The organism is Ruegeria sp. CG8, assembly GCF_056537165.1.
In genome coordinates this window covers 419,417-433,199 of sequence record NZ_JBQFRA010000001.1, presented here as the reverse complement: position 1 = coordinate 433,199, position 13,783 = coordinate 419,417, and the positions used below count along the sequence as shown (strand labels likewise).

Here is a 13,783-nt window from a genome sequence, read left to right as displayed (position 1 = left end):
AATGATCCAGATCAACGAAATCGGCTAAGGGGTCCGGGCCATGACACATTATGCAGCCATCATGCTCGCCGCCGGGATCGGAGTTCCGATTCTCGCCGCGCTGAATGCGGCGCTCGGAAAACTGATCGGCTCGCCCACCACCGCTGCGGTCATCCTGTTTGCAGTGGCGCTTGGGTCTTCGGCGCTGGTGATGCTGCTGTTCCCCGGAACACAAGCTTTGGCAAAGGTTGCGCAGACACCGAAACATCTGCTGTTGGGTGGGGTTCTTATTGCCTTCTACGTGCTATCCATCACACATGTCGCACCGCATTTCGGCGTCGGCAACGCGGTGTTCTTCGTGCTGTTGGGACAGTTGATCAGCACCGCGGCCATCGACCATTTCGGCCTTTTCGGCGCGCAGGTCACACCGCTGACCCTGATGCGCGCCGGCGGGATCGCGGTGATGGCCGTAGGCGTCGCGATCACTCAGCTGGCCTGAGCACACCCCCATCCAGCCGCAGCATCCGGTCCATACGCGCCGCAAGGTCAAGGTTGTGCGTGGCAATCAACGCCGACAGGCCGGACTCGCGCACCAAATCCATCAGCGCGGCAAAGACCTGATCCGAGGTACCCGGGTCCAGATTCCCTGTTGGCTCGTCCGCCAGCAGGACACGCGGTTCATTGGCTAGGGCCCGGCAGAAGGCCACCCGCTGCTGCTCGCCCCCCGACAAAGCTGCCGGGCGGTGGTCGGCACGTTCGGCGACGCCGACACGTCCCAGCAGATCCATCGCGCGGGCCTTGGCCGCCCTGTCGGACACCCCGTTGGCCAATTGCGGAAGCACGACATTTTCCAGCGCGGTGAATTCCGGCAGCAGGTGATGAAACTGATAGACAAAACCCACATCCCGCCGACGCATCGCGGTGCGGGTGCGGTCGCCCTTGCCGGTCGCGTCCTGACCGCCGATTTCGACCGTCCCGGAATCCGGTGTATCCAGCAGACCGGCGATATGCAGAAGGGTCGACTTGCCCGCCCCCGAGGGCGCCACAAGAGCTACCGCCTCGCCCGCGCGCAGCTCCAGATCGGCGCCGCGCAGCACCTGCACCTCGGCGGGCGTGCCTTTCAGATAGGTCTTGGTCAGGCCGGTCAGACGCAAGGTGACATCATTCATATCGCAGCGCCTCGACCGGGTTCAGCCGTGCCGCACGGCGGGCCGGGAAATAGGTGACGAAGAAGGACAGACCCAGCGACAGCCCAACCGCCTTGAGCACGTCCGACAGGTGCAGCTCGGCCGGCAAGGCATAGATGCCGCGGATCGCCGGATCCCAGACGCCGCCGCCCATCACGTAGTTCACGAAAGAGAAGATCGGATCGATATAGAGCGCGAACAGGCAGCCCAGGATGACGCCCATCGCGGTGCCTATGATCCCGGTGAAGGCGCCACAGATGAAGAACACCCGCAGCACCGAACCCTCGCTCAGCCCGATAGTGCGCAGGATGCCGATGTCGCGGCCCTTGTTTTTCACCAGCATGATCAGCCCCGAGACGATGTTCATCGCGGCGATCAGCACGAGGATCGACAGGATGATGAACATCACGTTGTCCTCGACCTCGAGCGCGCGCAGAAAACCGCCTGAGGCATCCTGCCATGTCCAGATCTGCGAGCGTTCTCCCGCCGCCTCAAGGATAGGGATCAGGATGGGGTTCAGGTCCTCGGGGCGATCGACCATCACTTCGATCTCGTCGGCGACGCCCTCGCGGTTGAAAAAGCTCTGCGCCTCGGAAAACGGCATGTAGACGCGGGTGCGGTCGATGTCATAGCGCCCGGCCGAAAACACGTAGACGACTTCATAGGCATTCACGCGGGGCGAGGTGCCGAAGGCGGTCTTCACCCCGTTGGGCGAGGTCAGCTTGACCCGATCCCCCACCGTTGCGCCGATGGCGCGGGCCACGCCCGAGCCGATGGCGATCCCCTCTTCGAACCGGGACAGGTCGCCGTAAGCCTGATCGCTTTCGGCGATACCGGGCAGGCTGTACAGGTCGTCGGGGCGGATACCGAACACCTCGACCCCGCTGCTACGATCGCGGTTGGTGATCAGAACTTGCCCCTTGACCAGCGGAGCGGCGCGCTGAACACCCGGCACCTGCGCGATACGTTCGGCCATGGCGTCGTATTCAACGATGGTGCGATCAACCTGCCCTTGCGCGTCCAGTTCGCCGGCCGAGTAGACTGTTACATGAGCGTTGGCCCCAAGAATGGTGCCCACGAATTCGGACCGGAACCCAGACCGGACCGCCAGCGTGGCGATCAGCGCGAACACGGCCAGCGTGATCCCGATCAACGAGATCCACGTCATCACGCTTACACCGCCTTCGGCACGCCGGGCGCGCAGATAGCGCCAAGCGATCTTCCATTCGAAGGCGGCAAAGGGAGGGGGTGTTCTGGCCATTCCTGCTCCGGCAAATCTGTGGTGGGGACATTTTCGGGATTTGGCTGGATGGTCAAGCCGGTTCTGGATGTACGCGCCCGTTCAACCGGCCAGCGACGCAGTTGCACTCAGCACGGACTGGGTCGTCTCACGATCACTGATCCCCCGACGCGCCAAGGCATCGAACAAGCGATCTTGGGTTTCAGGCGTCAGCATGGAAACCGCCCGGTTGTGCAGACCAAGGCTCAACAGTTCCGGTTCGTCGATCCTGGCGATCAGGTCTTCCAGCTTCTGTTGCGAATAGGTCGGCCAAAGCCCCAGCGCGGTGCTGGGTGCGTCCTCGAACCACGGGCGCAAAGCCAGATCCGACCGGAGACAAAACGCATTCAGCAGCATGAATTCCGAGGGTCTCCGGCGCGATCCGAAGAGCGACTGCACCGAACCGTAGCGTTCGTTGATCTCGTCCAACATCTCCAGAACCATCGACCTACGCACCGGGAACGGCGTCGAAAACGTCGTGGTCTTCAAAGTCTCAACGTCCGGGACGGTGACCTGCAAAGCGTCCAGGCTCTGCTGCAGCCAGTTGCGGTGAAAGTCGCTGTTGACCGAAATGAACGGAAGCCGGGCGGCTCCGCCATCCGAAAAGAACTCTGACTCAGTGAAAGACCGCAGAAACAGGTTTTTGGTGTCCAGGATAACCATCTGCTCCGCCTCGGCGATCCGTGCGGCACCCAGCTTGAGCACTTGCTGCGTGCGGTATCCGTTGTTGCCGCGCCAGCCCCCCTTTCGCACGAAAGGGATACGGTGCCGTCCTTCAATCAGAAGCCGGTCGCCTAGTGAACGCCGGGTGCATTGACCTGCCCCAAGCAGAATGTCGTCGCCCCCGACGACCCGAACCTTGGATTGCAAAGGACCATAGGCCGCCAATATTGGCTCGATACGCGCCCGCAATGTGGTTTCGTCGACGTCGTTCAGGACAACATGGATGGAAGCAACCTTGGCCGGATCAGCAAATCGCGCAAAAGAACGCGCCTGCAACTCGAGCAGCGGGTAATCCTTGGAATACACTATCGTGGCAAAACTCAGCACGGTCGGGTTGCCTTTCATAATCACTTGGCGCCGCTGTATCAGCTTCTCGACCGGCCGCCAAATCCGCTTTGCCGTGTTGCCGCAGAATCAGCCGTCGGGCGCAAATTCCAGCAGCGGATGAATTTCGGAAGACGATTACACCGCTGGTTGTGAAGCCCATCACAGACAGGCCCTTATTGTTTCAGGTATGAAGTCAATGTGAGGTTCAGACATTAAACTGAACTTGAAATGCAACATTTTCACAGCAACTTTGTTTCGCATTTTGCTTCTTTTGAGAAATTTTGGCACCCTGATTGTGGGGGAATACATTTTAAAGAGCGGGGGTCGCTCATGAATATTGAAAAGGAAATTGAACAGGTTGGTGCGCCAGCCACGACGATCACATCTCAGGACATGGATTGCGAAACCGCGGCGTTGCTGCGGGCCGTCATCCGACCGCTGTTTGCCGGTGCGGCCAGTTGGGCCAGTCTTGCCGACACGCTGCGCGAAAAAGGCTATCGCCTGGCATTCCAAAGCGGGCGCATGTGCCTGATGGACCGGGCGACCGGCACACGGCTTTGCGGGTTGCGGTTCTTGGACATCGAATTGAAGGATCTGGTCCGACGCATGGGCCGCCCCGTCGTAGTCGCCCGAGGTGACAGGGCGGATGGTGAACTGCTTCGCGCGCGTCCGGCGACGGGCGGGTCCTAGTACCGCCGCCAGAACTGGACGGACCGGCGTAGAGACTTGGCAAGGCCGTGTTTAGCGGCCCGCCGGATCGGCAGTGGCGTTTCCGGGCGCCTCAGCACCTCGATGAGCAGGTTTGCCGGCATATGCCCGCGGCGATAGAACTCGGCGAAATCACCCAGATCCAAGCCTTGTGCCGCACGATAGTCGGCAAAGAACCGTTGCCAGACTCGGGCATAGTCCTGCCCCGTCGCTTGCTGGTCGCTGGTCTCGCCACGGTCCCAGAACAGCGAAATAGGTTCATCCATCCTTTCGCCGCGATAGCCACCGGCAACCAGCCGCAGCATCAGGTCATAATCGCCAGCAATGCGAAACTGGGTGTCATGGCCACCCAACTGCATAAAAACATCCCGCCGTAGAAAAACAGAGTTATGGCAAAACGGCATCCGCTGAAGGATGGCTTTGACCGACATCCGTTTTTCCATCTTTTCGCCGCCGTCCGCGGACCGGTGTAAGGTGGACCCAAAAAGATAGTCGGGGCGGGTCGCGGTCAATCGCTCGGCCGCCCGGTTCAGAACATCATCCGCGGCCAACGAGTCGTCGGAATTGAGGAACAGCACGTATTCGCCGCGTGCCGCTTCGACGCCGCGGTTCATCGCGTCGTACAGGCCTTGGTCCGGTTCACTGATCAGGCGTGTACGCGGCGCGTCGGCGATCAAGTCCTGAATGAATTCGACCGTCCCGTCCGTTGAGGCTCCGTCCTGAATGATGTGCTCGGAACGGTCGCAATTCTGCCGCGCCATGCATTCGATGACGCGGCGAAATGTGTCCTGGCGCCCTTGGGACAGCAGGTTCCAAGTCGCCGTGATCACCGAGATCAGCGGCGCGTCACCGGTTTCAGACGGTGCGCTCATAGATCTCGGCAATGCGGGTTACGGCGGCCTCGGGGCTCAGTTCTTCGCTTTCGCCGGTACGGCGGCTGGTCAGCTCGACCACTCCGTTCTTCAACCCGCGCGGGCCGACGGTGATGCGCCAGGGCAGGCCGATCAGATCCATCGTGGCGAACTTGCCCCCTGCCCGCTCGTTGCGGTCGTCATAGAGCGGCTCAAGCCCCAGCGCGGTCAGCGCCTTGTAGATCTTGTCACAGGCCGCGTCGGCCTCGTCATCGCCCTGCTTCAGGTTGACGATGCCGCAGTGGAACGGGGTCACGCCCTCGGGCCAGATGATACCCTTGTCGTCGTGGCTGGCCTCGATGATCGCGCCGATCAGGCGGCTGACGCCGATTCCGTGGCTGCCCATGTGCACCGGAACCTGCTTGCCGTCGGGGCCTTGAACGGTGGCGCCCAACGGCTCGGAATACTTGGTGCCGAAATAGAAGATCTGGCCCACCTCGATGCCACGCGCGCTGCGGCGGCGTTCCTCGGGCACCTGTTGGAACAGGGCCTCGTCATGGGTCTCATCCGTTCGGGCGTAGAGCGACGTGAACTCCTCCATGATCGCCTGGCACTGGGCCTTGTCGTCATAGTCGATGTCGCGCTGCCCCAGACGGATGTCGGTGACCGCGCTGTCATAGAACACCTCGGATTCGCCGGTATCGGCCAGCACCAGGAATTCATGCGTGTCGTCCCCGCCGATCGGACCGCTGTCGGCGCGCATCGGGATCGCCTGCAGGCCCATGCGTTCATAGGTGCGCAGATAGCTGACCAGGTGGCGGTTATAAGCGTGCAGCGCGTCCTCTTTCGTCAGATCGAAATTGTAGCCGTCCTTCATGTAGAACTCGCGGCCGCGCATCACGCCGAAACGGGGGCGGATCTCGTCGCGGAACTTCCACTGGATCTGGTAGAGCGTCAGCGGCAGGTCCTTGTAGCTGCTGACGTGACCGCGGAAAATGTCGGTGACCAGTTCCTCGGCGGTAGGGGTATAGAGCATATCGCGGCCATGGCGGTCCTGCATACGCAGCATTTCCTGACCGTAATCATCATAGCGCCCGGATTCCCGCCACAGATCGGCCGATTGCAGGATCGGCATCTGGATCGGGATGTGCCCGGCGCGGATCTGCTCCTCGTGCACGATGTTTTCCAGCTTGCGCAGCACCTTGAAACCCAGCGGCAGCCACGAATAGATCCCGGCGGCAGCCTGCTTGATCATCCCGGCGCGCAGCATCAGCCGGTGGCTGACGATCTGGGCCTCGGACGGGTTTTCCTTGAGTACGGGCAGAAAGTAACGGCTGAGGCGCATGTTTTTACCTTGCAGGTGAGAATTCCACGGCCACGTGATTATGCGAAAGCCCCGCCGGGGGCAATCGGGCAATGGCGGATTTGCGACCTCAGGTCAGTCGGAATTTTGATTGACCCGCCAATCAGGTCTCGAAACATTGGGAAAACTTCTGAAGACGAGGCCCCAATGCAGACCATCCGCGAACCCGCCCGAGACATCCCCGTGGTGCACAAGACTGACGTACTGGTGGTGGGCTCTGGCCCGGCAGGGCTGGCCGCTGCGCTTGCGGCCGCGCGCGCCGGGGCCGAGGTCGCTCTGCTGGACCGTTTCGGCTGCATGGGCGGCAATATCACCGCCGTCGGTGTCGAGGGCTTTGCCTGGTACCGACACGACAAGACCATCGAGGCCGGCGGCATCGGATGGGAGTTCGAGCAACGCGCCAAGGAGATGGGCGCGGCGGTCCCGGAAAGCCAATCGCTGAGCTACGAGTTGGACAGTGAGGGGTTCAAGCTGGTGGCTGACCGGTTGGTGGAAGAGGCCGGTGTCCGCCCGATGCTGCATCGCCAGTTCGTGGCCCCAATCATGGACGGCGACCGGATCACCGGTGTGATCACCGAGTCGAAGGCGGGGCGCGAGGCGATCCTTGCCCGTATCGTGATCGACGCCACCGGCGATGCCGACGTGGCCCACCGTGCCGGCGCCCCGACCCGCAAGACCCAGCCGGAACAGATGATGGCGGCCTCGGTCATGTTCCACCTGGCCGGGGTCGACAAGCGCGCCTTCATGGAGGGCGTAAAGGCCGACCCGCAGACCTACAAGGACTGGGGCGGCGGCGGCGAATGGAACATCGAAACCAGCGGCAAAGAGGACGACATGTTTTCGCCCTTCGTCTACAAGCCGTTCCAGCAGGCCATCGACCAAGGCCTGATCCCGGCGCATCTCAACACCATCGCGGGCACCTGGGGCGCAATGCATGACACGGGCGAGCTGACCTACATGAACCTGATCCACTTGGCCGGGATCGACGGAACAGACCCGGACAGCCTGACCAGAGGCGAGATCGAGGGCCGCCGCCAGACCATGCTGGCGATTGACGCTCTGCGTCGGTTCATGCCCGGATGCGAAGACGCACGGCTGCGCAACTTCGGCATGACCATCGGCATCCGTGACACCCGCAAGATCGACGCGGTCTACAACATGACCGAGGACGACGTGCGCCATCAGGGCCGGTTCGAGGACACGATCGGCATCTACCCCGAGTTCATCGACGGTTACGGCATCCTGATCCTGCCCACCACCGGTCGCTACATGCAGGTACCCTACCGTTCGATGCTGCCAAAGGGGGTGCGCGGGCTGCTGGTGGCTGGCCGGTCTCATGGGGCCGACCGCATCGCCCACGCGGCGACACGCAACATGGCCTGCTGCGCTGTGATGGGCCAAGGGGCCGGCATCGCGGCCGCCATCGCACTAAAAAGCAATCAGGAGCTGTCCGAATTGAACCTGACCCCGGTTCATTCCGAATTGGACAGACAGGGCGTGAGGATCCACTGATGGAACGCATCCCGACGATCGACATTGCGCCTTTGATGCAGGAGAACCACCCTGACCGCGGGAAAATCGTCCAGCAGGTCATGGATGCGTGCACCGGGATAGGTTTCCTTTCGATCACCGGCACCGGCATCCCGCCAGAGCTTGTAGAAAGGGTCCGGATTTGCGTTCGCGCAATCTTCGACGTGGACGAAGCCAGCAAATGGCAGCAGGCGATCACCCGCGAGAACTATCGCGGATATATCCCGATGGGGTTCTTCACGCCCAATGACGGGTCGGGACATGCGGACAAGTATGAGGGCTACAAGCTGCACCACGAAGTGGCCGAGGATGCGCCCATCCGCCGGGATTGCGCGCTGTACGGACCCAACCTCTGGCCTGCAGAGGTACCGGATGCGCAGGGCATCATCCTTGAATACTGGGCGCGATTGGATCAGGTGGCCGACAGCTTGCTGGGCGCGTTGGAGGCCGGGCTGGAACTGCCTGCGGGTTGCCTGCGGAATGCGTTCCGCGACCCGTTGACCAACATGACTTTGCTGCACTACCCGCCGCAGGCCCCGGAAGAGGACGGCTATGGCATCCACCCCCACAAGGACACTGACGCGTTGACCATCATCGCCCCCGACCCGGTGGGTGGGCTGGAGGTCCAGACGCGGGGCGGCGGCTGGATCACTCCCGACTGCCCGAACGGTGGGTTTGTCGTCAACATCGGGGACATGCTCGAGCTCTGGTCCGGCGGGCGCCTGAAATCGACCCCGCACCGCGTGGTCAACCGATCCGGAAAGGAGCGCTACTCCTTTCCCTACTTCGCGGTACCGCGGCACGACGTGGTGGTTTCTCCGATGCTGCCGCCGCTGCCGGGATTTGACCGCCCGTCCGTGCATTGCGGTCACTGGTCCGCCGAGATCTGGCGTACCAACTGGTCCGACGAGACCGCCGCCGAAGACACGCCGGAACTGGGCACTCTACACGACTGAGACACAAAAACACTGATCCATGAACCGCTTGCATCGCGGGCCTTCATCAGCCAAGAACAAGGGCAACGACGCAGTCAGGAGGCCGCGATGGCGTTGCCGGTTCGGGATCAATTCAGATATTGGGGCATCGCCGCTGCAATATTCATATTGCTGTTGTGGCTGCTGGGCGACGTTCTGCTGCCATTCGTGATCGGCGGCGCAGTGGCCTATTTCCTGGATCCCGTAGCCGACCGGCTGGAGAACATGGGGCTTTCGCGCGCGGCTGCGACGGCGATCATTACCGTCTTCAGCATTCTTGCCTTCGCCTTGATGATCCTGATGGTGGTTCCGGCCCTGATCACTCAGCTGATCGATCTTGTGGATGTACTGCCCAGCCTGTTCCAGGAATTGCGAGCCTTCGTCGAGCGGCAATTCCCGTCGCTGCTGGACCGGGAATCGAACACCCACCAGTTCCTTCTATCAATGGGCGATACGCTGAAGGGCAAAACAGGCGACATCCTCGAAACGGTCATGGCCTCGGTCGGGTCAGCGGTGAACATCGTGGTCCTTCTGGTGATTGTGCCCGTGGTGGCCGTCTACCTTTTGCTGGACTGGGACCGGATGATCGCCCGGATCAACGATCTGCTGCCCCGGGACCATGCGCCGACGATCCGCAAGCTGGCGGCCGATATTGACGCTGTGCTTGCCTCGTTCGTGCGCGGCATGGGTACGGTTTGCCTTATCCTGGGCACCTACTACGCTGTTGCCTTGATGATCGTCGGCCTTCAATTCGGCCTGGTGGTCGGTTTCATCGCCGGGTTGGTCACCTTCATTCCCTATCTGGGCGCATTGATCGGCGGTACGCTGGCCATTGGCCTGGCGCTGTTCCAATTCTGGGGTGACTGGGCCTCGATCGGTCTGGTGGCCGGGATATTCGCCATCGGCCAAGTCGTCGAAGGCAATTTCCTGACGCCCAAACTGGTTGGTGACTCGGTTGGCCTTCACCCGGTCTGGTTGCTTCTGGCCTTGTCCGTTTTTGGCGCGCTGTTCGGGTTCGTCGGCATGCTGATCGCCGTTCCAGTCGCTGCGGCCTTGGGCGTGCTTGCACGTTTCGGAACTTCGCAATATCTGACAAGCCGCCTGTACACGGGGCGTGATGAGCTGGATCCGGAAAGCGAGTGAATGGCCAAACAGCTGAGCTTTGATCTTCCGGCGATGACCGCGCTGGGGCGCGAGGATTTTTTCGTATCCCCTGCGAATGCGCTGGCCGTCGCAATGATCTCGGCCAATTCTTGGCCGGGCAACAAGCTGGTCCTGAGCGGCCCCGCCGGATCAGGTAAAACCCATCTTGCGCATGTCTGGGCCGCCGAGACGGGCGGGCGTATCGTGCAGGCCGCTGATCTGAAACACGAAGATGTTCCCGCACTTGCGCAAAATCCCGTGGCGGTCGAGGACATCCCGATGATCGCCGGGGATACCGAGCAGCAGAAAACCTTGTTTCACCTCCACAATCTGGTTCTGGCCGAGGGGCATGCCCTGCTGATGACCGGGCGCCTTGCCCCCAAATATTGGGAACTGCCGCTGGCCGACCTGCAGAGCCGGGTGGAAGGTGCCCATCATGTGGCGCTTGATCCGCCCGATGATGCCTTGCTGTGCGCGGTTCTGGCCAAGCTGTTCGTCGACCGACAGCTGAACCCGGGCCCGGACGTCATCGCCTACCTCGTCAAGCACATGGATCGCCGGTTTGAAACCGCAGCCGAGGTGGTGGCCCAACTTGATCGGGTCGCTTTGGCAGAAAAGCGCGAGATCACACGGACCTTGGCCGTGCGCGTTCTGAACAACGAAATCGACACGGCGGTTTCCGGTGATTGACCCGTGGGGTCCGATTTCGCATCCTGCGCGAGGCAACGTTGGGGAGATCATGGAACAGAGCGCTGCAAGGATCCCGGACTGGGGACCATTCGGAAGACCGCTGTTCGACCATCCGGGAATCCGAGATCTCTCGCGCGTTGGCGTGGTCGATGTCGGATCGAACTCGGTTCGGATGGTTATCTTTGACGGCGCGGCCCGGTCACCCGCTTATTTCTACAACGAAAAAGTCATGTGCGAGCTTGGCGCCGGGCTGTCGGAAACCGGCAGGCTGAACCCGCGCGGTCGCGTACGTGCGCTGGCGGCGCTGCGGCGCTTTGAACACCTGTCCCGCGATCTTGGCCTGCCCGGACTGCACGTTGTAGCCACCGCCGCCGTGCGCGAGGCGGAAGACGGTCCGGAGTTCTGTCAGGAAGTTCTGGCCGAGACAGGGCTGCATATCTCGGTCATCGACGGCGAGGAAGAGGCCCGATTGTCGGCTCAGGGTGTCCTGCTGGGCTGGCCGGGCGCCTACGGCCTGATCTGCGACATCGGCGGTTCGTCCATGGAGCTGGCAGAGATCGGCGGCGGATCGGTCGGACGGTGCGTGTCCTCGTCGCTGGGGCCGCTCAAACTCCGGGATATCAAGGGCGGGCGCCGCGCCCGCAAGGCCCACATCAAGGAAACACTCGAGGCGCTGCGGGACCAGATGGGGCCGCAGCGCGACCGCCTGTTCCTGGTCGGCGGAAGCTGGCGAGCCTTTGCAAGGTTGGACATGCTGCGCCGCGGGTATCCGCTGAACGTGCTGCACGAATACCGCATGACCACCAAGCAGGTGCGCGAAACGATCAAGTTCATCGAAAAGGGCGACCACGAACACCTGCGCTCTCAGGCCGGGGTCTCAAGCTCGCGGATGGCCCTGATCCCCTACGCGATGGACGTGCTGTCGCGGCTGATCCGCACCTTCAAACCCAAAGACATCGCAATATCCAGCTATGGTATCCGCGAGGGCCTGCTGTACGAGCAGATGCCCCAGATTCTGCGGGATTGCGACCCTTTGATCGAGGCCTGCCGGTTCTCGGAGCAAAAGGACGCTCGGCTGCCCGGTTTCGGGCCGCATCTTTATGATTTCGTGATGCCGCTGTTCCGGTCCGCCCCTCCTGCCCGAGTTCGGCTGATCAAGGCGGCCTGCCTGTTGCACGATGTCAGCTGGCGCGCCCACCCCGATTATCGGGCCGAGGTCTGTTTCGACAATGTGACTCGCGCCAACCTGGGCGGCCTGAAACACTCGGAACGTGTCTTCATCGGACTTGCCCTGCAGCATCGTTACCGGAACAAGCGAGAGGGCAACCGCTTCGCCCCTCTGTACGAACTGTTGGACGAGCGCGACCAGAAGCAGGCCGAGATTCTGGGAAAGGCCATGCGTTTCGGCGCAATGCTGTGGATGCAGAACGACGCGGCCACTGGCAAGCTGCGTTTCTACCCCAAGAAGCGCGAACTGGAGTTTTACCTGCCCAAGTCGCTCAGCCCCTTGTTCAACGAAGTGGCTGAGGCAAGATTCGAGTCACTGGCAAACGCGCTGAAATCGCGCCCGATCGTCAAAATGCAGGGCTGATCCGGACGATCAGATATCGGTTGCGCCTTCATCGTCCTCTTTGGGAGCAACCTCATCGGGCTGGTCGGGAACGTCCGGTTTCCTGCGGATGATAATGTCGCCATTGGGCAGCATTTCGGGCGCCTCATAGGCGCTCCAATCCTTGACCTTGCCGCCGATCTCGGCAAGGGCCGGGCCCATCTCCTCGATAAAGGACTGCATGGCCGGGCCGAATTGCTCGGCAAGCCCCAGAAGATCCTCAAGCGCGGGCTCCATTTCCTTTCGCAGGCCCTCGAAGAACAGCTCGGCCCCCTGCTCCATCAGGGACTTACCGCCTTCGTCCTGGGCCGCGGCCGGCGCGGCAAAAAGGGCCGTGGCACCTATCAGCATCAATCGTTTCATGACCTGAAATATAAGGGGCGGGAACAGTTGTTGAAAGGGTCAGATGTCGATGTCCAGCGTCACCGGAAAATGATCTGAGGCCGTGACCAAGGCATCGCGCAACTCTGGCACCGTCCAGCAGTGTTCGTCCCGGAACGGGTGCCAGATGCGCCAGACCGGATTGCGGACCCTCAGATCCTCGCTGATCATGATGTAGTCCAACAAAGCCTCAAGATATTGGCCTTCCTTCGGGCGGGCAAAGCGCGCGGTCGATGGGATCCAGCCCGGCCGAGGTCGAAGCGCCTGTGCGGGATGCGGATCGTACAGGCCGGTTTCCAGAAGGATTTCCACCGATGACCGCCCGAAAAGATGTTCGAATTCATCCAATCCCGGCCCGTCATTCAAATCGCCCAGCAAGATCACCGGTTCAGCAGCGGCTATGTGCGCGCGCACCCGACGCGACAGCCACACAGCCTGCGCCAACTGCTTGCGGCGGTTGGCGATAGAGATGCGCAAGGCTTCGTCGCGTGATTGGGCTCCGTGCGGTGCCTTGGACTTCAGATGTGCACCGATCAACCGGAACTCGAACCCGGCCCGGGTTCGGACCGCCAGTTCCATGGGTGGTTTTGAAAACCGCACCAGATCCTCGGTCGCGTCAATGTCCAGATCGATCCGAAACTCGCGGTCAAAGCGTGGGAGATCGTCGGGATCGTGGCCGCCATCTTGCACTCTTTTCGGGTCGTGCCGGGCGGTCAGGGCCTCGGGATCATACAAGAGGGCCAGTTCTTGATGCGTATCGTTGGCGAAACCCATGATCGCATTGGATGTACGCAGATCGAACGTCTCGGCGAAATGCTGCAAGGCGCGCACCGTGTTTTGCGATTTGCCCGTATTCGGCGCCTCGACGATCAGCATGGCGTCGGCGTCGACGGCCGTCAGCACCGTCGCAATGGCCTCGATCTGCTGTGCCTTGGTGACATTGTGCCGGCCCGACCAGCTGTCATCGACAACCAGTTCATCATTGCGGTCGAACAAATTGGCGAACCATTCAATGTTGTAGGTCGCCAGACGCATCGTC

The 13,783-nt window shown here is 61.7% G+C and carries 14 protein-coding genes; 7 read left to right on the top strand and 7 right to left on the bottom strand.

All coding sequences use genetic code 11. The annotated features are described in order from the left end of the window. The first annotated feature begins 40 nt into the window (after positions 1-40). Positions 41-478, top strand: coding sequence for a DMT family transporter (locus ACR0EF_RS02125; RefSeq protein ID WP_093964801.1), 438 nt, complete (start codon positions 41-43; stop codon positions 476-478). Here the strand turns inward: ACR0EF_RS02125 and ACR0EF_RS02120 are convergent. The 3 genes from ACR0EF_RS02120 to ACR0EF_RS02110 form a co-directional block, all read right to left on the bottom strand. Beyond that, a complete protein-coding gene (locus ACR0EF_RS02120; protein WP_170340830.1) occupies positions 462-1,148 on the bottom strand; it encodes an ABC transporter ATP-binding protein in 687 nt (228 codons plus the stop codon). The genes ACR0EF_RS02125 and ACR0EF_RS02120 overlap by 17 nt on opposite strands. After that, the gene (locus ACR0EF_RS02115; protein WP_170369445.1) at positions 1,141-2,427 is read right to left on the bottom strand and encodes a lipoprotein-releasing ABC transporter permease subunit; all 1,287 of its coding nucleotides are present in this window, start codon (positions 2,425-2,427) and stop codon (positions 1,141-1,143) included. Before ACR0EF_RS02115 ends, ACR0EF_RS02120 begins: the two co-directional genes overlap by 8 nt. A gap of 81 nt (positions 2,428-2,508) precedes the next feature. Then, a complete protein-coding gene (locus ACR0EF_RS02110; RefSeq protein ID WP_170369447.1) occupies positions 2,509-3,513 on the bottom strand; it encodes a DUF6492 family protein in 1,005 nt (334 codons plus the stop codon). 312 nt (positions 3,514-3,825) lie between these two features. On the opposite strand from ACR0EF_RS02110, the gene ACR0EF_RS02105 reads away from it, so the two are divergent. Continuing rightward, positions 3,826-4,185 carry a hypothetical protein gene (locus tag ACR0EF_RS02105; RefSeq protein WP_170369449.1) on the top strand — a complete coding sequence of 120 codons (360 nt, stop codon included), beginning with the start codon at positions 3,826-3,828 and terminating at the stop codon, positions 4,183-4,185. On the opposite strand, the gene ACR0EF_RS02100 is transcribed toward ACR0EF_RS02105, so the two are convergent. Both ACR0EF_RS02100 and proS read right to left on the bottom strand, forming a co-directional pair. Continuing rightward, entirely contained in the window at positions 4,182-5,075 is an 894-nt protein-coding gene (locus ACR0EF_RS02100) for a glycosyltransferase family 2 protein (RefSeq protein WP_170369451.1), read from the bottom strand. The two genes, ACR0EF_RS02105 and ACR0EF_RS02100, sit on opposite strands and share 4 nt — an antisense overlap. Further along, positions 5,059-6,399, bottom strand: a complete 1,341-nt coding sequence (gene proS, locus ACR0EF_RS02095; protein WP_170340222.1) for a proline--tRNA ligase — start codon at positions 6,397-6,399, stop codon at positions 5,059-5,061. The genes ACR0EF_RS02100 and proS overlap by 17 nt, the downstream gene beginning before the upstream one ends. 165 nt (positions 6,400-6,564) lie before the next feature. On the opposite strand from proS, the gene ACR0EF_RS02090 reads away from it, so the two are divergent. The 5 genes from ACR0EF_RS02090 to ACR0EF_RS02070 all read left to right on the top strand — a co-directional run bounded on the left by ACR0EF_RS02090 (position 6,565) and on the right by ACR0EF_RS02070 (position 12,345). Next, on the top strand, positions 6,565-7,929 hold the full coding sequence (locus ACR0EF_RS02090) for an FAD-dependent oxidoreductase (protein WP_170371581.1): 1,365 nt from the start codon (positions 6,565-6,567) through the stop codon (positions 7,927-7,929). After that, positions 7,929-8,903: an isopenicillin N synthase family dioxygenase gene (locus ACR0EF_RS02085; RefSeq protein ID WP_170371583.1), complete on the top strand. Its 975-nt coding sequence runs from the start codon at positions 7,929-7,931 to the stop codon at positions 8,901-8,903. Before ACR0EF_RS02090 ends, ACR0EF_RS02085 begins: the two co-directional genes overlap by 1 nt. A gap of 87 nt (positions 8,904-8,990) precedes the next feature. Further along, entirely contained in the window at positions 8,991-10,064 is a 1,074-nt protein-coding gene (locus ACR0EF_RS02080) for an AI-2E family transporter (protein ID WP_170340814.1), read from the top strand. Beyond that, positions 10,065-10,754 (top strand): HdaA/DnaA family protein, encoded by a 690-nt coding sequence (locus tag ACR0EF_RS02075; protein ID WP_170371585.1) that lies wholly within the window; start codon positions 10,065-10,067, stop codon positions 10,752-10,754. Positions 10,755-10,803: 49 nt separating this feature from the next. Then, positions 10,804-12,345, top strand: coding sequence for a Ppx/GppA family phosphatase (locus ACR0EF_RS02070; RefSeq protein ID WP_170364623.1), 1,542 nt, complete (start codon positions 10,804-10,806; stop codon positions 12,343-12,345). A gap of 9 nt (positions 12,346-12,354) precedes the next feature. Here the strand turns inward: ACR0EF_RS02070 and ACR0EF_RS02065 are convergent, their stop codons facing one another. Beyond that, the gene (locus ACR0EF_RS02065) at positions 12,355-12,726 is read right to left on the bottom strand and encodes a hypothetical protein (protein ID WP_170340808.1); all 372 of its coding nucleotides are present in this window, start codon (positions 12,724-12,726) and stop codon (positions 12,355-12,357) included. A gap of 39 nt (positions 12,727-12,765) precedes the next feature. After that, on the bottom strand, positions 12,766-13,779 hold the full coding sequence (locus ACR0EF_RS02060) for an endonuclease/exonuclease/phosphatase family protein (RefSeq protein WP_170371587.1): 1,014 nt from the start codon (positions 13,777-13,779) through the stop codon (positions 12,766-12,768). Positions 13,780-13,783: the final 4 nt, after the last annotated feature.

Bases quoted from the DNA above. Each gene is read 5' to 3' on its own strand.
- ACR0EF_RS02125 (WP_093964801.1), top strand. From the start codon at position 41: ATGACACATTATGCAGCCATCATGCTCGCCGCCGGGATCGGAGTTCCG.
- ACR0EF_RS02120 (WP_170340830.1), bottom strand. From the start codon at position 1,148: ATGAATGATGTCACCTTGCGTCTGACCGGCCTGACCAAGACCTATCTG.
- ACR0EF_RS02115 (WP_170369445.1), bottom strand. From the start codon at position 2,427: ATGGCCAGAACACCCCCTCCCTTTGCCGCCTTCGAATGGAAGATCGCT.
- ACR0EF_RS02110 (WP_170369447.1), bottom strand. From the start codon at position 3,513: ATGAAAGGCAACCCGACCGTGCTGAGTTTTGCCACGATAGTGTATTCC.
- ACR0EF_RS02105 (WP_170369449.1), top strand. From the start codon at position 3,826: ATGAATATTGAAAAGGAAATTGAACAGGTTGGTGCGCCAGCCACGACG.
- ACR0EF_RS02100 (WP_170369451.1), bottom strand. From the start codon at position 5,075: ATGAGCGCACCGTCTGAAACCGGTGACGCGCCGCTGATCTCGGTGATC.
- proS (WP_170340222.1), bottom strand. From the start codon at position 6,399: ATGCGCCTCAGCCGTTACTTTCTGCCCGTACTCAAGGAAAACCCGTCC.
- ACR0EF_RS02090 (WP_170371581.1), top strand. From the start codon at position 6,565: ATGCAGACCATCCGCGAACCCGCCCGAGACATCCCCGTGGTGCACAAG.
- ACR0EF_RS02085 (WP_170371583.1), top strand. From the start codon at position 7,929: ATGGAACGCATCCCGACGATCGACATTGCGCCTTTGATGCAGGAGAAC.
- ACR0EF_RS02080 (WP_170340814.1), top strand. From the start codon at position 8,991: ATGGCGTTGCCGGTTCGGGATCAATTCAGATATTGGGGCATCGCCGCT.
- ACR0EF_RS02075 (WP_170371585.1), top strand. From the start codon at position 10,065: ATGGCCAAACAGCTGAGCTTTGATCTTCCGGCGATGACCGCGCTGGGG.
- ACR0EF_RS02070 (WP_170364623.1), top strand. From the start codon at position 10,804: ATGGAACAGAGCGCTGCAAGGATCCCGGACTGGGGACCATTCGGAAGA.
- ACR0EF_RS02065 (WP_170340808.1), bottom strand. From the start codon at position 12,726: ATGAAACGATTGATGCTGATAGGTGCCACGGCCCTTTTTGCCGCGCCG.
- ACR0EF_RS02060 (WP_170371587.1), bottom strand. From the start codon at position 13,779: ATGCGTCTGGCGACCTACAACATTGAATGGTTCGCCAATTTGTTCGAC.